Genomic DNA, 20,598 nt, shown 5'->3' with positions numbered 1-20,598 from the left:
TGGTGCAGGTGTGGCGCGGGGTGCCACCCGGGTGGGCGGGATGCCCGCGGCGCGGGGTTCGGTCCGGTGGGGCGCGGGTGTGGTGCCCGCGGCGCGGAGGGGGCGGGATGCCTGCGGCACCTGTGCGGCTTCGGCGGGGGCGGGTGGAGCGCCTGCGGCGGGTGGGTGGGTCGGGGCCGGCCGCTCGCCGCGCCGGCCGCGGACGTCGTGCCGCCGGGGCGGCACCCCGCGAGCGCCGGGTCGCGCGAACGCCCCACGGCCCGCACCGACGCCGGGCCGCGCAGGTTACAGGCGTGACGCGTTGCGCTCGTACACCAGGCGCAGCCCGACCAGCGTCAGCCACGGCTCGTGCTCGTCGATGACCGAGCTCTCCCCCAGCACCATCGGCGCCAGCCCACCCGTCGCGATGACGGTCACGTCATCGGGATCGTCCGCCAGCTCGCGGGCCATCCGGTTGACCACGCCGTCGACCTGCCCGGCGAATCCGTAGATGATGCCGGACTGCATCGCCTCGACCGTGTTCTTGCCGATCACACTGCGCGGCCGCGCCACCTCGATCTTCCGCAGCTGCGCGCCGCGGACGCCGAGCGCCTCGACGGAGATCTCGATGCCGGGCGCGATGACCCCGCCGACGTACTCCCCGCGCGCGCTGACCGCGTCGAACGTCGTCGCCGTGCCGAAGTCGACGACGATGGCCGGGCCGCCGTAGAGGTCGACCGCCGCGACCGCGTTGATGATCCGGTCCGCGCCGACCTCCTTGGGGTTGTCGGTGAGGATCGGCACGCCCGTCTTCACGCCCGGTTCCACCAGCACCGCCGGGACGTCCCCGTAGTAGCGGCGCGTCACCTCGCGGAGTTCGTGCAGGACGGACGGGACCGTCGCGCAGATCGCGATGCCGTCGATGCCGTCGCCCAGGTCGTCGCCCAGCAGCGGGTGCATGCCCATGAGGCCCTGGAGGAGGACCGCGAGCTCGTCGGCCGTGCGGCGCGCGTCCGTGGAGATGCGCCAGTGTTCGACGATGTCGTCGCCGTCGAAGAGGCCCAGGACGGTGTGCGTGTTGCCCACGTCGATCGTCAGCAGCATGACCGGTCCTACTCCGCCGCTCGCAGGTCGAGGCCGATGTCGAGGATCGGCGAGGAGTGGGTGAGGGCTCCCACCGCCAGGTAGTCGACGCCCGTGTCCGCGTACTCCTTGGCGCCTGCGAGGGTGAGGCGGCCGGAGGCCTCCAGGGCGGCGCGGCCGTCGACGAGGGCCACCGCCTCCGCGCACTCGCCGGGCGTGAAGTTGTCCAGCAGGATCAGGTCGGCGCCGGCGTCCAGGACCTCGCGGAGCTGGTGCAGGGTGTCGACCTCGACCTCGATCGGGACGTCGGGGAAGCGTTCGCGGACCGCGTTGAAGGCCTCGGCGACGCCGCCGGCGGCCACCACGTGGTTGTCCTTGACCAGGGCCGCGTCCGAGAGGGACATGCGGTGGTTGACGCCGCCGCCGCAGCGCACGGCGAACTTCTCCAGGCTGCGCAGGCCGGGAGTGGTCTTGCGGGTGTCGCGGACCTTCGCCCCGGTGCCCTCGAGGGCGTCCGCCCACGCGCGCGTGGCGGTCGCGATGCCCGACAGGCGGCACAGGAGGTTCAGGGCGCTGCGTTCCGCGGTGAGGATGTCGCGGGTGCGGGTCGTGACGGAGAGCAGGGTCTGGCCCGCCTCGACGCGGTCGCCGTCCTCCGCGTGGCGTTCGACCTCGAACTCCTCCGTGCAGACGACCGACATGACCGCCTCGGCGATCCTCAGGCCCGCCACGGTGCCCGCCTCCCGCGCGGTGAAGTCGGCGGTGGCGACGGCGTCCTCCGGGATGGTCGCGACCGTCGTCACGTCCACGCCGTGGGCCAGGTCCTCCTGGAGGGCGACGTTCGCGATGTCCTCGACCTCGACGGGGTCGAGGCCCGCGTCGGCCAGGAGCTGGGCGAGCGCGGGGTCGAGGCCGCACTCCAGGTAGGTCTCCTCGTCGGCGCCGCAGGCGCAGCCGTCGCCACAGCCGCCGGAGGGGACGAGGGGAAGGTCGGGGGTGGTCACTGCTGTCACTGCTCCTGGGCCTGGGGGAGGGTCGGGGGGAAGTCTGTGGTGTCGGTGGTGTGCACCGCCAGCGATCGGTCCGGATTCAGCCGTACGACGATGTGGCGGCGCCAGGTCGTGTCGTCGCGCTCGGGACGGTCCTCGCGCCAGTGGCAGCCGCGGGTCTCCTCGCGCCGCTGCGCGGCGGCGACCAGGACGCGGGCCACGCACAGGAGGTTGGTGGCCTCCCAGGTGTCGACGCCGGGCTCGGCGGTCTTGCCGTTCTCCTCGAGGGCGTCGTGTGCGTCGGCGTGGAGCCGGTGGAGGCGGTCGGCTGCCTCGGAGAGGGAGGCCCCGGAGCGCAGGACGCCCGCTCCCCGGGTCATGATCCGCTGGATGGTGAGGCGGGCCTCCGGGGGGAGGAGCGGGTACGCGGGGCGCTCCGTGGGCGGCAAGGGCTGCGGCACGCGCGCGTGGAGGGTGTGTCCGCTCCGCGCGATGTCGGCGGCGATGCGCTCGGCGTAGACCAGGCCCTCGAGGAGGGAGTTGGAGGCGAGGCGGTTGGCGCCGTGCACGCCGGTGCAGGCGACCTCGCCGCACGCGTACAGGCCGGGCACGGTGGTGCGGCCGTGGGAGTCGGTGCGGACGCCGCCGGAGGCGTAGTGGGCGGCCGGGGCGACCGGAACGGTCTCGGTGACCGGGTCGATGCCGTGGGCGCGGCAGGCGGCGAGGATCGTGGGGAAGCGGTTCTCCCACATCTCGGCGCCGAAGTGGCGGGCGTCCAGGTACATGTGCTCGGCGTCCTGCTCCCGCATGCGGCGCATGATGCCCTTGGCGACGATGTCGCGCGGGGCGAGTTCCGCCAGTTCGTGCTGTCCCCGCATGAAGCGCACGCCGTCGGCGTCCACCAGGTGGGCGCCCTCGCCGCGCACCGCCTCGGAGACCAGCGGCTGCTGGCCCTCCGCCTCGGGGCCGAGGAAGAGCACCGTCGGGTGGAACTGGACGAATTCGAGATCGCTCACCTCGGCCCCCGCGCGCAGGGCGAGGGCCACGCCGTCGCCCGTGGAGACGGCGGGGTTCGTGGTCGCCGAGAAGACCTGGCCCATGCCGCCCGTCGCCAGGACCACGGCGGGGGCGTGGACCGCCCCCACGCCGTCGTGCCGGCCCTCCCCCATGACGTGCAGGGTGACGCCGGCGGTGCGGCCGTCGACGTCGGTGAGGAGATCGAGGACGAGGGCGTTCTCGACGGTGCGCAGCCCGCGCGCGCGGACCGCCTCGACGAGGGCGCGGGAGATCTCCGCGCCGGTGGCGTCACCGCCCGCGTGGGCGATGCGGCGCCGGTGGTGGCCGCCCTCGCGAGTGAGTTCCAGGCCGCCGTCGGTCGACTCGTCGAAGTGCGCACCGGTCGCGATGAGGCGGCGTACGGCGTCGGGGCCCTCGGTGACGAGGAGGCGGACCGCCTCCTCGTCGCACAGGCCCGCGCCGGCGACCAGGGTGTCGTCCAGGTGCTGCTCGGGGGTGTCGCCCTCGCCCAGGGCCGCGGCGATGCCGCCCTGGGCCCAGCGGGTGGAGCCGTCGTCGAGGCGGGCCTTGGTGACCACGACCGTCGTCAGGCCGGCGGCCTCGCAGCGCAGGGCGGCGGTGAGGCCGGCGACGCCGGACCCGACGACCACGACGTCCGCGTCGATGGACCACCCGGGCGCGGGCGCGTGAAGACGGGGGTGAGCGCGAAGCGCTCCCGTTCGAGGGTGGTGGCGGGCGACGGGCGGGCGTATGCCTGTGCTGGTCACGAGGCGGCTCCGAAGGTTCCGAAGGTCAGGGGGAGGTTGTCGATCAGACGGGTGGTGCCCACGCGGGCGGCCACGGCCAGGACGGCCTCCCCGGTGAAGTCGTCGCCGATCTCGGTGAAGTCAAAGGGGTCGACCAGGGCCAGGTAGTCCAGGGTGAGGGGCGGCGTGAGGCGGGCGGCCTCGTCGAGGACCAGGCGGGCGGCGGCGCGGATGGCCGCAGGGCCGCCGGCGGTCGTGGCGACGGCGTGCGCGTCGGCCGCCGCGCGGGACTCCCCTATGGCGCTGAGCGCCTCGGCACGCGCGCGCGTGGAGGGCACTTCGCTCGCTCGCGCGCGCAGCGCCTGCTGGGCGGCGTGCCGGTCGCGGCCCGCGAACAGGGCCTGGGACAGGGCGAGCGCGGTGCGCCGCTCGGCGGCCGAGAGGTAGCGGTTGCGGCTGGACAGGGCGAGCCCGTCCTCCTCGCGGACGGTGGGGACGCCGACGATCTCGACGCCGAAGTTCAGGTCCCGCACCATGCGGCGGATCAGGGCGAGCTGCTGGGCGTCCTTCTGGCCGTAGAGGGCGGCGTCGGGGCGGGTGAGGTGGAGCAGTTTGGCGACGACGGTGAGGACGCCGTCGAAGTGGCCGGGGCGGGCGGCGCCCTCCAGGCGTTCGCCCATGGGGCCGGCGCTGACGCGGACCTGGGGTTCGCCGCCCGGGTAGACCTCGTCCACGGACGGGGCGAAGACGGCGTCGGCGCCCGCCTGCCCGGCGAGCTCGAGGTCGGCGTCCAGGGTGCGCGGGTAGCGGTCCAGGTCCTCGCCCGCGCCGAACTGCAGCGGGTTGACGAAGACGGTGACCACGACCTCGCCGTCGGGTCCCGCGGTCTCCCGTGCGGTGCGGATCAGCGTGGCGTGACCCTCGTGCAGGGCGCCCATGGTCATCACGACGGCGCGGCGGCCGGTACGCGCGCGTGCGTGCAGTTCGGCGGCGGTGCGCAGCAGGGTGGCGGTCATCGGGCGGCTCCGTTCCGGGACGCGCGCGTCGTCGTACGGGTGGGGTGGGCGGGGTGTCGGGACGTGCCGCTCATCGGTCCTCCTCCGGGGTGCTCCCGGCGCCGTCGGGGCCCCCGGATCCGCCGGCGAGCACCCCGAGGAGGTCCTCGGCGAGTTCCGGCTTCAGCAGCCCGTGGGCGAGGGCGCGGTCGGCGGTCGCGCGGGCCATCGCCAGGTAGCCGGCGACGGCCCCCGGCGCGTGCCGGCGCAGCTCGGCGACGTGCGCGGCGACCGTGCCCGCGTCGCCGCGCGCGACCGGGCCGGTGAGGGCCGCGTCACCGGAGCGCAGGGCGTTGTCCAGGGCGGCTCCGAGCAGCGGGCCGAGCATCCGGTCGGGGGCCCCGACACCGGCGGTGCGCAGCAGCTCCAGGGACTGGGCGACGAGGGTGACCAGGTGGTTGGCGCCCAGGGCGAGGGCCGCGTGGTAGAGCGGGCGGTTCTCCTCGGCGATCCACTCCGGTTCGCCGCCCATCTCGACGACGAGGGCCTCGGCGGCCAGCCGCAGCTCCTCGGGGGCGGTGACGCCGAAGGAGCACCCGGCGAGGCGCTGCACGTCGACGGAGGTGCCGGTGAACGTCATCGCGGGATGCAGGGCGAGCGGCAGCGCACCGGCCCGCAGGGCGGGGTCGAGCACCTTCGCGCCGTACCGCCCGGAGGTGTGCACCAGCAGTTGGCCCGGCCGCACCGCGCCGGTGTCGGCGAGTCCGCGGACCAGCTCGGGCAGGGCGTCGTCCGGGACGGTCAGCAGCACCAGCTCGGACCGCTGGAGGACCTCGGCGGGCGGCACCACCGGCACGTCGGGGAGCATCTGCTCGGCGCGCCTGCGGGAGGCGTCGGAGACGGCGGAGACGGCCACCGGGCGGTGCCCGGCGAGCTGGAGGGACGCGGCCAGGGCGGGGCCCACGCGTCCGGCGCCGACGACGCCGACGGTGAGCCGCGCGGGGCGGTCCCGGGGATCGGGCTGTGGGGTTGTGTTCACGCGAGGGCGGCCTTCCCGTTCCAGTCCGCTCGGGGTACCGGACGATTTCTCGTCATGTTAACGCGATCGGTTACGGGGGCGGCCGGTCGTCCACAGGCTGTGGGTTTCCGTGCGCCGCCGCCGCCCACGCGTGCGGACGTGTGCGGACGTGTGCGACGGGGCCGCGTCCGGGAAACGGGGGTGCCCGTGCGGGCGGGGACGCGGGATGATCGCGTGCATGAGCGATGCGGACGGCATGAGCGACCCCACGACGGTGCGGAACGGGCGGGGGCCCGGACCGGAGGCGGACGGCGGGTCGCGGCCCACGTTGCGTGAACGGCGGATCGCCGCCTGGCGCAGCGCCCCGCGCGTGCTCGCGCGCCTCGGCTTCCTCGCCCCTCTCGCGGAGCGGCTGACCCTGCTGGAGGAGGCGGGGAGCGTGTACGACCTCGACGAGACCTCCGACCTCTACGGCAACGGTGTCGTGGAGGCCTTGGAGGGGCGGGTCGCCGGACTGCTCGGCACCGAGGCCGCCGCGTTCTTCCCGACCGGCACGATGGCCCAGCAGGTGGCCCTGCGCTGCTGGGCGGGCCGTACCGGGAACCCGGCGGTGGCCCTGCATCCGCTCAGCCACCCCGAGGTGCACGAGCGGGACGCGTTCAGCCAGGTCAGCGGGTTGCGGCCGGTGCACGTGACGGGCGAGCCCCGGCAGCCCACCGCTGCCGAGGTGCGCGACTTCGCGGAGCCCTTCGGAGCGCTGATGCTGGAGCTGCCCCTCAGGGACGCCGGCTTCGTGCTGCCCACGTGGGAGGAGCTGACCGGGGTGGTGGACGCCGCGCGGGAACGCGAGGCGGTGGTGCACTTCGACGGGGCGCGGCTGTGGGAGTGCACCGAGCACTTCGGCCGGCCGCTGGAGGAGATCGCGGGCCTCGCGGACAGCGTCTACGTGTCGTTCTACAAGTCCCTCGGCGCGTTCGGCGGCGCCGCCCTCGCCGGTCCCTCGGTCTTGATCGAGGAGGCGAGGACCTGGCGGCACCGGTACGGCGGCAACGTCTTCCAGCAGTTCCCGACCGCGCTGTCGGCGCTGATCGGGCTCGATCGGGAGCTGCCCCGGCTGCCGGAGTACGTCCGGCACGCGCGCGTGGTGGCGGCCGCGCTGCGCGAGGGCCTGGAGGCGGGGGGGATGCCCTGGTTCCGGGTCCACCCCGAGGTGCCGCACACCCACGACTTCCAGGTGTGGCTGCCGTACGGCGCGGATGTGGTCGCCGAGGCGGCGATCGAGGCGGCCGAGGAGACGGGGACCGTGCTCTTCGCCAACCACTGGGATCCGAAGGGGCCGGGGCTGTCCTTCACGGAGGTGTACGTGCGTTCCGCGGGGCTGGAGTGGACGGCGGACGACGTGCGCGCGGCGGCGGAGGAGTTCGCGCGGCGCCTGCTCCGGGCCTGAGGGTCTCCTCGCCCCGGGTTCGAGGCGGGAAGGGGCGGCGGGGGCGAGAACCCCTCGCTCCCGGGCCCGGCGCGGACGAGGTGCACCATGTGGGCATGAGCGTGACCATCGACATCGCGGGGCTGCGGCCGGAGAGGGTCGCCGCCGTGCCCTCGCCCCTCGCCGAGCTCGGCATGGCGCTGCACGCGCTGTCCGAGCCCGGGCACCATCCGGGGCTCCAGGGCTGGGTGACGGGCGTGACCGCGCGGCTGGACCCGCACCTCGCGGACCGGATGTGCGAGGCCGACTTCCTGTGGCGCACGACGTTCTCGGACCTGTTCCTGCCGAGCGCCGGCACACCGGACCGCACGGCGCTCCCGGGCGGCACGCTCACCGAGGAACTGGACCTGCTGGACAAGCTGTCCGACGAGCAGTTCGTGGACGCCGCCCTGGAGTTCACCTGCGCGCTCCCCTACGGCGCCCCGGGCGCGGGCCCGCTCACCGACGAGGGGCTGCGGCGCCGCTCGCTGGAGCTGGCCGCCGCGCGCGGGCCGCGCCAGACGGAGTTCACCGAGCGGCTGCTCGCCGACCCGCCGCGGATCAGGACCTGGCTGCGGCGGTTCCTGCGGGACTGCGACGAGGCGTTCTTCGCCGAGACGTGGTCCCGGCTGCGGCACGGACTCGCCGCGGACACCCGCCACAAGACCGACCTGCTCCGGCACAAGGGACTGGCCGAGGCGCTGGCGGCGGTGTCGCCCGCGGTGACGCTCGACGAGGCCGCCGGGCGGATCACCGTCGACAAGCTGGGCGAGGGGCGTACGGCCACGGGCGACGGCGGGCTGCTGCTGATCCCGACCAGTCTCGGCCGGCCGCACCTGATGGTGCTGCACCGGCACGGCTGGCAGCCGGTGCTGCACTACCCGGTCGGCTCCGCCGAGCCGGCCGCCCCGCCGACGGTCGAGCAGCTGGCCCTGCGGATGACCGCGCTGTCCCACCCGGTCCGCATGCGCATGTGCCGCCACCTCGCCCGCAGCGCGTACACCACCGGCGAGCTGGTCCAGGTGCACGGCATGACGGCGCCGGAGATCTCCCGGCACCTGGGCGTGCTGAAGAAGGCCGGGCTGATCACCACCCGCCGCCGCGGGCGGTACGTGCTGCACCAGCTGGACGTGACGGCGGTGGCCCGGCTCGGCAGCGACTTCCTGGAGGGGATCCTGCGCTGAGGGCGCGGGCGGCGTCCGTCAGTCGAAGCGGATGTGGCGGATGCTCACGCCCGTCTGCCGCAGCCGGGTCCGCAGCCGGCCCCCGTCGTCGGGGCGCAGGGCCAGTCCGGCCAGCGCGGCGATGCGGTCGGCCGTTCCCGGCACCGTGGTGCGGTCGGTCCACAGGTGCTCGGCGAACTCCGGCTCGCTCAGCCGCTCCAGGCAGTGGTCGAGCCGCTGCACCGCCCAGCTCTCCCGGCGTGGGGAGGCGTTGCCCAGAACGGACCCGAGGAGGTGACCGAAGCCGCGCTCGCGCAGCCGCCGCAGCACCGTCGCCCGTTCGGCGAGGAGGGTGAAGTGGCGTACGTCGTGGCCGAGCTCGCGCAGCCGGCCCACGGTCTCCGCGAAGTACCCGGAGTCGGTGACGGTCATGGGGGCGATCACCACGCCGTCGTGCTCGGTCAGGGTGAGGTCGAGGACCTCGACGACGCCCTGCCGCCAGGCCCGCAGGTCCTGGAAGTCGCCGCGCAGTGCGGGCGGCAGCATGCGGTGCAGGCCGAAGCCGGGATGCTCGGGATCGCAGACGACGCTGCCCGGCAGACGGCGCCGTATCTCGTACGCGGTCTGTGTCTTGCCGCCCCCGAAGGGGCCGTTGATCCACAGCAGCATGGACCGACACCACCGACGCGCGGCCGTCCGTTCAGCCGCGTCCACCGGCCCGCACCAGACCCGTCTCGTAGGCGAGGACGACCACCTGCACCCGGTCCCGCAGGCCCAGTTTGGTCAGGATGCGGCCCACGTGGGTCTTCACGGTCGCCTCGGAGAGCACCAGCCGGGCCGCGATCTCGCCGTTGGACAGGCCCTGCGCGACCAGCACCATGACCTCCCGCTCGCGCTCGGTGAGCCGTTCCAGCTCCTTGTGCTCGGGCTGCTTGCCCGCGCTGGGCAGCATCGGCGCGAACCGGTCCAGGAGCCGGCGGGTGGTGGACGGGGCGACCACGGCGTCGCCGCTGTGCACCGCGCGGATCGCGGCGAGCAGCTCGCCCGGCGGCACGTCCTTGAGCATGAAGCCGGACGCGCCCGCCTTGAGCCCGGAGAAGGCGTACTCGTCGAGGTCGAAGGTGGTGAGGATCAGCACCTTCGGCGGATCGGTGTCCGCGCAGATCCGGCGGGTCGTCTCCACGCCGTCGAGCTTGGGCATGCGGACGTCCATCAGCACCACGTCGACGTCGGTGGAGCGCAGCACCTCCAGGGCCTCGACGCCGTTGCCCGCCTCCGCCACGACGTCCATGTCCGGCTGGGCGGCGAGCACCATCCGGAATCCGGTGCGCAGCAGCACCTGGTCGTCGACGAGCATCACGCGGATCGTCATCGGGGCCTCTTCCCATCGTCCGTCGGGTCTTCGCAGGAGGTGTGACAGGTGTCAACAGCGGGCGCGCGGGTGTCAGAGCGCGGGTTTGAGCGGCAGCAGCGCACTGATGCGGAATCCTCCGCCGGGCCGTGGGCCCGCGTCCAGGGTGCCGCCGACCATGCCGACCCGCTCGCGCATGCCGATCAGGCCGTGGCCCTGGCCGTCGGACCCGCCCTCCTCGTACAGCTCGTGCGGGGCGCCCTTGCCGTCGTCCTCCACGAGGAGGCCGAGACCGTCGTCGAAGTACACCAGGCGCACGCTGGCTCCCGCGTGCGGTCCGCCGTGCTTGCGGGTGTTGGTGAGCGCCTCCTGCACGATGCGGTACGCGGTGAGCTCGACGCCGCTGGGCAGCGGACGCGGGGTGCCCTCGACCTTGAAGTCCACCGGCAGCCCCGACCCCCGGCACTGCTCGACGAGGTCCTCGATCTGCCGCACGTCGGGCTGCGGCACGTACTCCCCGGCCTCCTGGTGCTCCCCGGTGCGCAGCACGCCCAGCAGGCGGCGCATCTCGGCGAGGGCCTGGCGGCCGGTGGAGGAGATCGTCTCCAGGGCCTTCTTCGCCTGGTCGGGGGCGGCGTCGAGGACGTAGGCGGCCCCGTCGGCCTGCACCACCATCACCGACACGTTGTGCGCGACGACGTCGTGCAGCTCGCGGGCTATCCGGGCGCGCTCGGCGGCGACCGCGACCTTGGCCTGCGCCTCGCGCTCCTTCTCCAGCCGGGCGGCCCGCTCCTCCAGCTGCGCGAAGTACGCGCGGCGGGTGCGGATGGAGTCGCCGAGCACCCAGGCGAGGGCGAAGGGCACGGCCTGGAGGATCATCACGGCGAGGTTGGTCGCCACGCTCACGTCCTCGTTGGGCCAGCGCAGCTGCGCCAGCGGGGCCGCGCACAGGCCGGCGGTCAGCGCCAGGCGGGAGGCCCAGCGCGCCCCGACCGCCGCGACCGTGTAGACGATCACCAGCAGGGCGAAGTCGGCGGGCAGCGTCGCCACGTCCGTGACCAGCTGACCCAGGCCCACGACGAGGGCGAGGACCAGCATCCGCTCGGGCATCCGGCGGCGCAGCGCGACGACCAGCGACAGCAGCAGCGCGACCGGCACGATGAGGACGGGCAGGTCCGTCCCCCGCAGCCCTTCCATGCTCGTTCCGCTGAACACCGAAATCCCGAACAGGACCACGGCCCAGAAGCCGTCGACCCACGTCGGGTGTCTGCGGAGGAAGTCATAGAGGAGCTGCACGTAACCCAGCGTAGGGAAGCGAAATGTGTGCGGGGGTCAACCGGAGGGCCGATCCCCGGTCGGCGCGTGTACTCCGCAAGGTGGAGGCCGGGCACGTCCGTGCGCTTAACCTGGGCCGGTGAGGACGGCGAGGGCGGGTGAGCGGAACCGGTGACGACGGAGGCCGGGGAGGCGGGCCGGCGGGGCTGGCGGGCGGCGGCCCAGGACGCCCTGTACGGTCCCGGCGGCTTCTACCGCGGGTCCGGCGCGGGCCCGGCCGGGCACTTCCGTACGTCCGTGCACGCCTCGCCGCTGTTCGCGGGCGCCGTGGCACGACTGCTGTGCCGGGTCGACGAGGCCCTGGGGCGGCCGGCGGTGCTCGACTTCGTGGACATGGCGGCCGGGCGGGGCGAACTGGTCACCGGCGTCCTCGCCGCGCTGCCCGCCGACGTGACGCCGCGCGTACGCGCGCATGCCGTCGAGCTCGCCGATCGGCCGGCCGGGCTGGACCACCGGATCGAGTGGCGGTCCGACCCCCCGGAGGGGATCACCGGACTGCTCTTCGCCAACGAGTGGCTGGACAACGTGCCCGTGGACGTCGCCGAGGTGGACCCGTCGGGCGTACCGCGGCTGGTGCTGGTGCGGGAGGACGGCACGGAGCGGCTCGGGGAGCCGGTCGCCGGTGCGGAGGCCGCGTGGCTGGCGCGGTGGTGGCCGCTGGCGGCCGAGGAGGGGCTCCGCGCGGAGATCGGACTGCCCCGGGACCGGGCCTGGGCCTCGGCCGTCGGCACGCTCGCGCGGGGGCTCGCCGTCGCCGTGGACTACGCGCACACGGCCACCGCGCGGCCGCCGTTCGGGACGCTCACGGCGTTCCGGGAGGGGCGGGAGACGACGCCCGTGCCGGACGGGACGTGCGACCTCACCGCGCATGTGGCCCTGGACGCGTGCGCCGCGGCCCGCGCGCTCCCCGGCACGCGCCTGCTGACCCAGCGGGACGCCCTGCGCGCCCTGGGCCTCAGCGGCGCACGCCCCCCGCTCACGCTGGCCTCCACCGACCCTGCCGGGTACGTGCGCGCCCTCGCGGGCGCCGGGGAGGCCGCCGAACTCACCGCGCCGGGCGGACTCGGCGACTTCGGCTGGCTGGTGCAGCCGGTGGGGATCGCGGACGCGGGGGACCTATTTGTCGATGTCGCCGACGACGAAGAACATTGATCCGAGGATCGCCACCATGTCCGCGACCAGCGTCCCCGGCAGCAGCTCGGTGAGCGCCTGGATGTTGTTGTACGACGCCGAGCGCAGCTTCAGCCGGTACGGCGTCTTCTCGCCCTTGCTGACCAGGTAGTAGCCGTTGATGCCGAGCGGGTTCTCGGTCCATGCGTACGTGTGCCCCTCGGGCGCCTTGAGCACCTTCGGGAGCCGCTGGTTGACCGGGCCCGGGGGCAGCTCGGCGAGCCGGTCGAGACAGGCGTCGGCGAGGTCGAGGGCGTTGTGGGTCTGCTCCAGGAGGCACTCGAAGCGGGCGAGGCAGTCGCCCTCCGCGCGGGTCACCACCTTCAGGACGTCGCCCAGTTCGCCGTAGGCGAGGTACGGCTCGTCGCGGCGCAGGTCGAAGTCGACGCCGGAGCCCCGCGCGATCGGCCCGCTCACGCCGTACGCGTGCACCGCCCGGGGCGACAGCACGCCCACGCCGCGCGTGCGGCCGCGGAAGATCTCGTTGCCGAGCACCAGGTCGTCGAAGCGGTCCATGCGGGAGCGCACGTCGGCGACGGCGCCGCGCGCGCGTGCGGTCCATCCCGCCGGGAGGTCCTCCTTGAGGCCGCCCACGCGGTTGAACATGTAGTGCATGCGCCCGCCGGAGACCTCCTCCATGACGTGCTGGAGCTCCTCGCGCTCCCGGAAGGCGTAGAAGATCGGGGTGATGCCGCCCAGTTCCAGCGGATAGGAGCCGAGGAACATCAGGTGGTTGAGCACCCGGTTCAGCTCCGCGAGCAGCGTGCGCAGCCACACCGCGCGCTCGGGGACCTCCATGCCGAGCATCCGCTCCACGGCGAGGACCACGCCCAGCTCGTTGGAGAACGCCGACAGCCAGTCGTGACGGTTGGCCAGCATGATGATCTGCCGGTAGTCCCGGGCCTCGAACAGCTTCTCCGCGCCCCGGTGCATGTAACCGATCACCGGCTCCGCGCGGACGATGCGCTCGCCGTCCAGGACGAGCTTCAGCCGCAGCACGCCGTGCGTGGACGGGTGCTGGGGCCCGATGTTGAGCACCATGTCGGTGCTCTCCGCCGCGCCGCCGATGCCGACCATGGTCTCCGTCGTGGGAGTCATGAACACAGTCTCCCCTACGTACGCTGGGGCCATGGAGACGGGGAGCACGCACGACACGGGGACAGCGGGAACGGGTGGGCCGGCGGCGCCGGGCGGCGAGGAGCCGGGGTGGATCGCGCTGCCCCCGGGACTGCTGAGGATGCGGCGGCTGCTGCTGGTGGTGTGGCTGGGGCTGCTGACCCTGGCCACCGCGCTGGTGCCGGGGCTGCTGGCCGGGCCCGGCTGGGCCGCCTTCGCGCTGCTGCCGCTGGCCCTGCTGGTCTGGGGCTGGGTGATGCTGGAACGGAACTGGCGCTCCTGGCGGTACGCGGAACGCGCCGACGACCTGCTGATCAGCCGGGGCGTGCTGTGGCGCGAGGAGACGGTCGTGCCGTACGGGCGGATGCAGCTGGTCGAGGTCGCCTCCGGGCCCGTGGAACGGCACTTCGGGCTGGCCAGCGTGCAGCTGCACACGGCGGCGGCGGCGACCGACGCCACCATCCCCGGCCTCGACCCGGCCGAGGCGGAGCGGTTGCGCGACCGGCTCACCGAGCTCGGCGAGGCCCGATCGGCGGGGCTGTGACGGCCCCCGGCGTCCCCGAGGACGTGCGCGGCCGGCCGCCCGTGACCGAGAGGCGGCTGCACCCCGTCACGCCGCTCAGGCGGGCGTGGGCGCCCGTCGCGGTGCTGATCGGGTGGGCGCTGCACGACCCCGACCAGGCGCAGCGCCAGCTGACCCGGCTGACGACGACGACCCTGCTGATCGGTCTCGCCGTGCTCATCCCGGCCGCCGCCCTCTACGGCTTTCTGACCTGGTGGTTCACCCACTTCGCGGTGACCGGGAGCGAGCTGCGCATCCGGACCGGGCTGCTGTTCCGGCGCACCGCGCACATCCGCCTCGAACGGATCCAGGCCATCGACGTCACCCAGCCGCTGCTCGCGCGGGTGGCGGGCGTGGCGAAGCTCAGAATCGACGTCATAGGCACCGACAAGAAGGACGAACTCGCCTTCCTGGGCGCCGGCGAGGCGCGTGCCCTGCGCGCGGAACTCCTCGCGCGGGCGGCGGGTTTCGCGCCGGAGACCGCGCACGAGGTGGGCGAGGCGCCGTCCCGGGAGATGCTGCGGGTGCCGCCGGGCGTCCTGGCCGTCTCCCTGCTGCTGACCGCGGCGACCTGGGGCTGGCTCATCGTCGCCTGCGTCGTGGTGCCGCTGCTGTGGGCGGCCACCCACAGCCTGTGGACGGTGCTCGCCGCGGCCGTGCCGCTGTTCGGCGCCGCGGGCGCGAGCAGTGTGGGCCGGTTCGTCGCCGAGTACGACTGGACGCTGGGCGAGTCGCCCGACGGGCTGCGCATCGACCACGGGCTGCTGGACCGGGCGCACGAGACGGTGCCGCCGGGGCGCGTGCAGACGGTACGGCTGGTCGAGCCGCTGCTGTGGCGGCGCCGGGGCTGGGTGCGGGTGGAACTGGACGTGGCGGGTTCGTCCAACTCCCTGCTGCTGCCGGTCGCCCCGCGCGAACTCGCCGAGTCGGTGGTCGCGCGGGTGCTGCCCGGGGTGAGCGTGCCCCCGCACGAGGCGCTCGTCCCGCCGCCGCGCCGCGCGCGGTGGTGCGTTCCGGTGTGGTGGCGCGGCTACGGACTCGCCGTCACCGACGCGGTGTTCGCCGCCCGCCACGGGCTGCTGCGTCGCAGCCTGTCCCTGGTGCCGCACGCCAAGGTGCAGAGCGTACGGCTGGCCCAGGGCCCCTGGCAGCGGGCCCGGGGTGTCGCGGACGTCCACGTGGACACCGGCGCGAACAAGTCGGTGACGGCCCGCCTCCGGGACGCCGGCGAGGCGGCGGCCCTCCTGCGCTCCCAGGCGGAGCGCTCCCGCACCGGCCGCAGGGACGCCCGCCCGGACCGCTGGATGACCTGACCTCCGCAGGGGGCGGAGCATCTGCCGGGGCCGCTGGGGCGACGGCACACAGGCTCCCCGAGCCACCCCGCCGGCCCCCGCAGCGGCACGGGACCTCGGGACCCCTGACAGGACCACGCGACGGACACGGCAGAGGGCGAGAACGCCCGCCACAGCCACAGTGACACCACAAGGCCCCAGGAGTCACCCTGCCGGTCTCCGAGGCCGCACACGGGCCTCGAGCGCCCTGGCGGGACGACCGGGGCGGGACGGGCGCGGCGCACGGCGGGCGGGGAAGGCCGCGCACCGGCCCTGGGGCCCGTCCCGGCCGTCGGACGGCACCGTCCGCGCGCGGGCGCGGTGGAACCCCGACGGGCCCCGCGCGGTGTGCGCGGGGCCCGTCGGGGTGGCCGGTGGTTCAGGAGGCCGCGCTGCGCAGGCCCTCGACGTCGATGTGCTCCGTCTCGTCGTGTGCCGTCAGGTCGATGACCTGGCCGGCGCCGCGCGCCTCCGCGTCGGCGGGCTTGAACCGCGCCTCGGTCTCCGCCTTGTGCAGCGCGAGCGCCTCCTGGCCGACGACGTCGGCGAGGTCCTCGTTCTGCACGGCGTCCAGGGCGGTGCCGTCCGTCTCCCGCTTCGTCCCGAAGAAGTCGAAGCCGCCGTCGGACACCGGCCGCCGCACCGGTGCGGTCGGCGGTACGACCGCCACCGCCGTCGGCACGGCGAAGTGCCCGGAGGGCTGCCGCGCGGACCGGTCCGGGGAAGCGGCCGGCGCGGGGGAGGTGGTCGTACGCCCGTGCTCGTCGGTCGCCTCGGGCCGCCCCTCGCCCTCGTCCTCCCGCGCCTGCTCCCGCCCGGGCCGCTTCGTGGGCTCGGGGCCGTCGTCCTCGGGGCCCTCGGGGGCGTCGTCGCCCTGCGGCGTGTCACCCGTCCGGGTACCGTCACCGGCCGGACCGGGCGCCTCGTCGGCCCGCGCGTCCGTGCCGGCGCCGTCCTCCGCGGCGTCGGCGGCCTCGGCGAGCCGCGCCAGTGCCGCGCCGGCACGCAGGAACAGCTTCGCCCCCTCCGGCGAGAAGACCGAGGGAGCCGCCGGCGCCTCCTCGGCGACGGCCTCGCCCTGCTCCACCGTCTCGGACGCCGCCCCCGCGGGCGCCTCCGCGTCCTCGGGCACCGCCGGCAGTCCCGCCGGCAGCGCGCGGGCCGGAACCGAGGCCTCTATCTCGAGCACCCGGCGTTCTTCCAGGACGCTCGCCCGGTCGGTCTCGGAGGCGGCGTACCGCCGCAGCAGAGCCGCGTGCTCGTTGCGCAGCCCGGCGAGTTCCGCGCGCTTGGCGCGCAACCGCTGCTCCAGTTTCGCCCGCAGCTCGCGCGACTCCTCGAGACCGGACTCCAGTTCGGCGACCCGCTCCTCGAAACGCCATTCGTCGCTCGCACGCGCGCGCGTGAGATCGGCGACGCGTTTGCCCGCCTGGATGTCCCAGTGCCGCATGACGACGGCGCCGCCGATCGCCGTGACCGCGGCGGCCGCGGCCAGGACACGGAGCACCATCGGTTGCGTGAACACCCAGGGCCCCAGGGCGCAGACGACGGACACGCCTGCGATCGCCGACGGGGGCAGCATCCTGTGCAGGGGCGGGGAATGACGGTGACGTCCACGTGGCATGGCCAGAAACTTACCGCGCGTAGGCGAATGTTGGCGCCCCGCCCTGTAAAAACAAAGCATTGCCGAGGCTTTCACAGGACATCAGGGAACGCGCGTCACACGTGAATAGATGTATGACCCGATTATCAAGATCGTTTATCGCCCCGCTGAACCGCCCGCCGCACTCCGCCCGCCGAACTCCCGGCACCCCCGACCGCTTTGCCCCGCACGGTGAACACCTCCTCCCCGGCACCGCCCGGAGGTCACCCTCACCGCCTGACGCCCGGATCGGCGCCGGTGCGAGGATCCCGCGCGGGACCACGGGGGCCGGTGACCGGCCGGAACGGGTGAGGAAGCGCCGTGCCGCTCCCCCGCCGGCCACTCCCCCGTCGGCCGGTCACCGGCCCCGGACGGAACGCGGCCGTGCCCCCAAGGCCCTGCCCGGCCCGAGGCGCACCCCGGCCCCTCCCTGGGCCTACGCTGAAGATATGAGCAACCACAGCGGACGCCGCCAGGTCGCGGGCCTTCCTCACCGGGACCGCTGCGCGGTCATGGGAGTCGTGAACGTCACCCCCGACTCCTTCTCCGACGGCGGCCGCTGGTTCGACACGACGACCGCCGTCAAACACGGCCTCGACCTGGTCACCCGGGGCGCCGACCTGGTCGACGTCGGCGGCGAGTCCACCCGGCCCGGCGCCACCCGCGTCGACGAGGCCGAGGAGCTCAAGCGCGTCATCCCCGTGGTCCGCGGCCTCGCCGCCGAGGGCGTCACCGTCTCCGTCGACACCATGCGCGCCTCCGTCGCCGAACAGTCCCTCGCGGCCGGCGCCGTCCTGGTCAACGACGTCAGCGGCGGACTCGCCGACCCCGCGATGATCCCCGTCGTCGCCGCCGCCGGCGCCCCCTTCGTCGTCATGCACTGGCGCGGCTTCCTGGCGGGCGGCAGCATCAAGGGCGTGTACACCGACGTGGTCGCGGAGGTCGCGGAGGAGCTCCACGCGCGTGTGGAGGCCGTCCTGGAAGGCGGAGTCGCCGCCGACCGGGTGATCGTCGACCCCGGCCTCGGCTTCTCCAAGGACGCCGACCACGACCTGGCCCTCCTCGCCCGCCTCGACCGCGTCCTGGCCCTCGGCCACCCGGTCCTGGTCGCCGCCTCCCGCAAGCGGTTCCTCGGCCGCGTCCTGGCCGGCCCGGACGGCACGCTCCCGCCCGCGCGGGAACGCGACGCGGCCACCGCCGCCGTCTCCGCCCTCGCCGCACAGGCCGGCGCCTGGGCGGTCCGCGTGCACGAGGTGCGCGCCACCGCGGACGCCGTACGGGTCGCGCACGCCGTCGCACAGGCCCGCACGACGGACCCCACACCCCCCGAATCCGGCGCGCACGGCGCAGAAGGAGCCCGGTGAGCGCACCCCACACCGATGTCGAGCACGTCGAGGCCGCCAACACCGCCTTCTACGAGGCACTCGAGAGGGGTGACTTCGAAGAGGTCGCCTCGCTCTGGCTGACCCCCGGCGACCTCGGCGTCGACGAGTCGTACCACGACCCCGCGGACACCGGCGTGGTCTCCTGCGTGCACCCCGGCTGGCCCGTGCTCACCGGACGCGGCGAGGTCCTCAGGTCCTACGCCCTGATCATGGCGAACACCGACTACATCCAGTTCTTCCTCACCGACACGCACGTCTCCGTCACCGGCGACACCGCCGTGGTGACCTGCACCGAGAACATCCTCAGCGGCGGCCCCGCCCCCGAGGCCGGCGAGGAGCTCGGCCCCCTGGTCGGCCAGCTCGTCGTCGCCACCAACGTGTTCCGGCGCACCCCGTCCGGCTGGAAGCTCTGGTCCCACCACGCCTCCCCGGTCCTCGCCGAGGAAGAGGAGGGCGAGGACGACGACACCCCGGCCTGAGCGGGTAGACGGACAGGGAGGCCCGTCGCCCCTCACCGGAAGTGGCCGGTGTCACGGCGGAGCGGGCAGGGACCGCCACCACGCCGTGAACCCCCGGCGCCCCCGGGGGAAACGGACGGTGACGACCCCGGCCACCGGCCCGTGTCCGCACCCCCGGGCCGTCGGCGCCGTCGGCGGCCACGGGTAGATTCGAGTGCGGGCCGGTGTGCCGCACGGACGCCGACCGGCCGGACCGACGACTGCAGGAGTGATTCGCGTGGATCGTGTCGCGCTGCGCGGCCTGAAGGCCCGCGGGCACCACGGTGTGTTCCCCAAGGAGCGGGAGGAGGGCCAGACCTTCATCGTGGACCTCGTCCTCGGCCTGGACACCCGGCCGGCCGCGGCCGACGACGACCTGACGAAGACCGTGCACTACGGCATCGTGGCCGAGGAGGTCGTGGCGGTCGTCCAGGGCGAGCCCGTCGACCTCATCGAGACGCTCGCCGAGCACATCGCCCAGGTCTGCCTGAAGCACGACGTGGTGCAGGAGGTCGAGGTGTGCGTCCACAAGCCGGACGCTCCGATCACCGTGCCCTTCGACGACGTGACCGTCACCATCACCCGGAGCCGCGTATGACCAGGCCGTCCATCCAGGGCCAGACCGACCCGACCGTCCAGCCCGTCCCCGCCTCCGTGGTCGAGCAGGTCGACGCCGCCGACGCCACCCTGCACAACCCGAAACGGGCCGTGGTCTCCCTCGGCGCCAACCTCGGCAACCGCCTGGAGACCCTCCAGGGGGCCGTCGACGCCCTGGAGGACACCCCGGGCATCCGGGTCAAGGCCGTCTCCCCCGTGTACGAGACGGAGCCGTGGGGCGTCGAGTCCGGCAGCCAGCCCTCGTACTTCAACGCGGTCGTGATCCTGAAGACCACCCTGCCCCCGTCCTCCCTGCTGGAGCGGGCGCACGCGGTCGAGGAGGCCTTCCACCGGGTCCGGGACGAGCGCTGGGGCCCGCGCACCCTGGACGTGGACATCGTCTCCTACGCGGACCTCCACTCCGACGACCCGCACCTCACGCTCCCGCATCCGCGCGCCCACGAGCGCGCCTTCGTGCTCGCCCCCTGGCACGACGTCGACCCCGGGGCGGAGCTGCCCGGCCGCGGTCCGGTCGCCGATCTCCTCGGCGCGGTCACCCGGGAGGGCGTCACGCCCCGCGCCGACCTGGAACTCCGGCTGCCCGAGTAGCCGTTAAGGTCGACACGACCACCTTCCGGGGCACCGTCCGGGGAACGCGAAGGGACACCGTGAAAGAGCTGCGCATCAGGGTGCTGGCAGGCGTCTTCGCCGTGGCCGGGATCCTGTCCTGGGCCGGCGCCCGCCTCTGGAACTCCCTGGGCACCCTGCCGAGCGTTCCCGTGGCCGCGCCCATCGTCCTCGCCCTGATCGCGGTGGTCCTCGCGGCCACCGCGCTGTCCCTCCGCGCCCGCCTCAAGGCCCAGCGGGAGCGGCAGACCGGCGCCAAGGGGGTCGACCCCCTGATGGCGGCCCGGGCGGTCGTGTTCGGGCAGGCCAGCGCCCTGGTGGCCGCGCTCGTCGCCGGCATGTACGGCGGCACGGGCGTCTTCCTGCTGGAGTCCCTGGACGTGCCCGCCCGCCGTGACCAGGCCATCTACGCCGGCTTCTCGGTCCTGGCGGGCATCGGCGTCATAGCGGCGGCCATCTTCCTGGAGCGCGTCTGCAAGCTCCCGGAGGACGACGACACGACCGGACCGGGCACGGCTCCGGCGGCATGA

General features: G+C 74.5%; 20 protein-coding genes. 10 read left to right on the top strand and 10 right to left on the bottom strand.

What is annotated here, in order from left to right:
- Positions 1-285 precede the first annotated feature (285 nt).
- The 5 genes from ACZ8ZB_RS18730 to ACZ8ZB_RS18710 form a co-directional block, all read right to left on the bottom strand.
- Positions 286-1,083 (bottom strand): type III pantothenate kinase, encoded by a 798-nt coding sequence (locus ACZ8ZB_RS18730; RefSeq protein WP_030828157.1) that lies wholly within the window; start codon positions 1,081-1,083, stop codon positions 286-288.
- Positions 1,084-1,091: 8 nt separating this feature from the next.
- Positions 1,092-2,066, bottom strand: coding sequence for a carboxylating nicotinate-nucleotide diphosphorylase (gene nadC / locus ACZ8ZB_RS18725; protein WP_470738840.1), 975 nt, complete (start codon positions 2,064-2,066; stop codon positions 1,092-1,094).
- A 5-nt stretch (positions 2,067-2,071) separates the two neighbouring features.
- Positions 2,072-3,820 (bottom strand): L-aspartate oxidase, encoded by a 1,749-nt coding sequence (locus ACZ8ZB_RS18720; RefSeq protein ID WP_470741523.1) that lies wholly within the window; start codon positions 3,818-3,820, stop codon positions 2,072-2,074.
- Between the two features lie 11 nt (positions 3,821-3,831).
- A complete protein-coding gene (gene panC, locus ACZ8ZB_RS18715) occupies positions 3,832-4,830 on the bottom strand; it encodes a pantoate--beta-alanine ligase (RefSeq protein WP_470738839.1) in 999 nt (332 codons plus the stop codon).
- A gap of 70 nt (positions 4,831-4,900) precedes the next feature.
- Entirely contained in the window at positions 4,901-5,848 is a 948-nt protein-coding gene (locus ACZ8ZB_RS18710) for a Rossmann-like and DUF2520 domain-containing protein (RefSeq protein WP_470738838.1), read from the bottom strand.
- 205 nt (positions 5,849-6,053) lie between these two features.
- Here ACZ8ZB_RS18710 and ACZ8ZB_RS18705 point away from each other — a divergent pair, with 205 nt between their 5' ends.
- Together ACZ8ZB_RS18705 and ACZ8ZB_RS18700 are read left to right on the top strand one after the other, a co-directional pair.
- Positions 6,054-7,274 carry a threonine aldolase family protein gene (locus tag ACZ8ZB_RS18705; protein ID WP_470738837.1) on the top strand — a complete coding sequence of 407 codons (1,221 nt, stop codon included), beginning with the start codon at positions 6,054-6,056 and terminating at the stop codon, positions 7,272-7,274.
- A 95-nt stretch (positions 7,275-7,369) separates the two neighbouring features.
- Positions 7,370-8,476, top strand: coding sequence for a DUF5937 family protein (locus ACZ8ZB_RS18700; protein WP_470738836.1), 1,107 nt, complete (start codon positions 7,370-7,372; stop codon positions 8,474-8,476).
- Positions 8,477-8,494: 18 nt separating this feature from the next.
- Here ACZ8ZB_RS18700 and ACZ8ZB_RS18695 read toward each other — a convergent pair whose 3' ends face one another.
- From ACZ8ZB_RS18695 to ACZ8ZB_RS18685, 3 genes are all read right to left on the bottom strand, one after another.
- Positions 8,495-9,124: an ATP-binding protein gene (locus ACZ8ZB_RS18695; protein ID WP_470738835.1), complete on the bottom strand. Its 630-nt coding sequence runs from the start codon at positions 9,122-9,124 to the stop codon at positions 8,495-8,497.
- 31 nt (positions 9,125-9,155) lie between these two features.
- Positions 9,156-9,827 carry a response regulator gene (locus ACZ8ZB_RS18690; RefSeq protein ID WP_470738834.1) on the bottom strand — a complete coding sequence of 224 codons (672 nt, stop codon included), beginning with the start codon at positions 9,825-9,827 and terminating at the stop codon, positions 9,156-9,158.
- 72 nt (positions 9,828-9,899) lie between these two features.
- Positions 9,900-11,102, bottom strand: a complete 1,203-nt coding sequence (locus ACZ8ZB_RS18685; RefSeq protein WP_470738833.1) for a sensor histidine kinase — start codon at positions 11,100-11,102, stop codon at positions 9,900-9,902.
- A 150-nt stretch (positions 11,103-11,252) separates the two neighbouring features.
- Here ACZ8ZB_RS18685 and ACZ8ZB_RS18680 point away from each other — a divergent pair, with 150 nt between their 5' ends.
- Positions 11,253-12,293, top strand: coding sequence for an SAM-dependent methyltransferase (locus ACZ8ZB_RS18680; protein ID WP_470738832.1), 1,041 nt, complete (start codon positions 11,253-11,255; stop codon positions 12,291-12,293).
- On the opposite strand, the gene ACZ8ZB_RS18675 is transcribed toward ACZ8ZB_RS18680, so the two are convergent.
- Positions 12,258-13,409 carry an NADH-quinone oxidoreductase subunit D gene (locus ACZ8ZB_RS18675; RefSeq protein ID WP_468519852.1) on the bottom strand — a complete coding sequence of 384 codons (1,152 nt, stop codon included), beginning with the start codon at positions 13,407-13,409 and terminating at the stop codon, positions 12,258-12,260. The genes ACZ8ZB_RS18680 and ACZ8ZB_RS18675 overlap by 36 nt on opposite strands.
- A 31-nt stretch (positions 13,410-13,440) precedes the next feature.
- Between ACZ8ZB_RS18675 and ACZ8ZB_RS18670 the strand changes: the two genes are divergently transcribed.
- Together ACZ8ZB_RS18670 and ACZ8ZB_RS18665 are read left to right on the top strand one after the other, a co-directional pair.
- Positions 13,441-13,971, top strand: a complete 531-nt coding sequence (locus ACZ8ZB_RS18670) for a PH domain-containing protein (protein ID WP_470738831.1) — start codon at positions 13,441-13,443, stop codon at positions 13,969-13,971.
- On the top strand, positions 13,968-15,302 hold the full coding sequence (locus ACZ8ZB_RS18665) for a PH domain-containing protein (RefSeq protein WP_470738830.1): 1,335 nt from the start codon (positions 13,968-13,970) through the stop codon (positions 15,300-15,302). The genes ACZ8ZB_RS18670 and ACZ8ZB_RS18665 overlap by 4 nt, the downstream gene beginning before the upstream one ends.
- Positions 15,303-15,699: 397 nt before the next feature.
- Here ACZ8ZB_RS18665 and ACZ8ZB_RS18660 read toward each other — a convergent pair whose 3' ends face one another.
- Positions 15,700-16,944 (bottom strand): coiled-coil domain-containing protein, encoded by a 1,245-nt coding sequence (locus ACZ8ZB_RS18660; protein WP_470738829.1) that lies wholly within the window; start codon positions 16,942-16,944, stop codon positions 15,700-15,702.
- Positions 16,945-17,411: 467 nt separating this feature from the next.
- Between ACZ8ZB_RS18660 and folP the strand changes: the two genes are divergently transcribed.
- The 5 genes from folP (at position 17,412) to ACZ8ZB_RS18635 (ending at position 20,598) form a co-directional block, all read left to right on the top strand.
- A complete protein-coding gene (gene folP, locus ACZ8ZB_RS18655) occupies positions 17,412-18,326 on the top strand; it encodes a dihydropteroate synthase (RefSeq protein WP_470738828.1) in 915 nt (304 codons plus the stop codon).
- Positions 18,323-18,826 carry a nuclear transport factor 2 family protein gene (locus ACZ8ZB_RS18650; protein WP_470738827.1) on the top strand — a complete coding sequence of 168 codons (504 nt, stop codon included), beginning with the start codon at positions 18,323-18,325 and terminating at the stop codon, positions 18,824-18,826. The genes folP and ACZ8ZB_RS18650 overlap by 4 nt, the downstream gene beginning before the upstream one ends.
- A gap of 256 nt (positions 18,827-19,082) precedes the next feature.
- Entirely contained in the window at positions 19,083-19,442 is a 360-nt protein-coding gene (gene folB / locus ACZ8ZB_RS18645; protein ID WP_371237906.1) for a dihydroneopterin aldolase, read from the top strand.
- A complete protein-coding gene (gene folK, locus ACZ8ZB_RS18640) occupies positions 19,439-20,050 on the top strand; it encodes a 2-amino-4-hydroxy-6-hydroxymethyldihydropteridine diphosphokinase (protein ID WP_470738826.1) in 612 nt (203 codons plus the stop codon). The genes folB and folK overlap by 4 nt, the downstream gene beginning before the upstream one ends.
- Positions 20,051-20,109: 59 nt before the next feature.
- Positions 20,110-20,598 carry a DUF3180 domain-containing protein gene (locus ACZ8ZB_RS18635; protein ID WP_470738825.1) on the top strand — a complete coding sequence of 163 codons (489 nt, stop codon included), beginning with the start codon at positions 20,110-20,112 and terminating at the stop codon, positions 20,596-20,598.

This window comes from Streptomyces sp. 12E (assembly GCF_055633275.1).
Note: the sequence above shows the minus strand (reverse complement) of the source record. Positions and strands in the feature narration are given on the sequence as shown.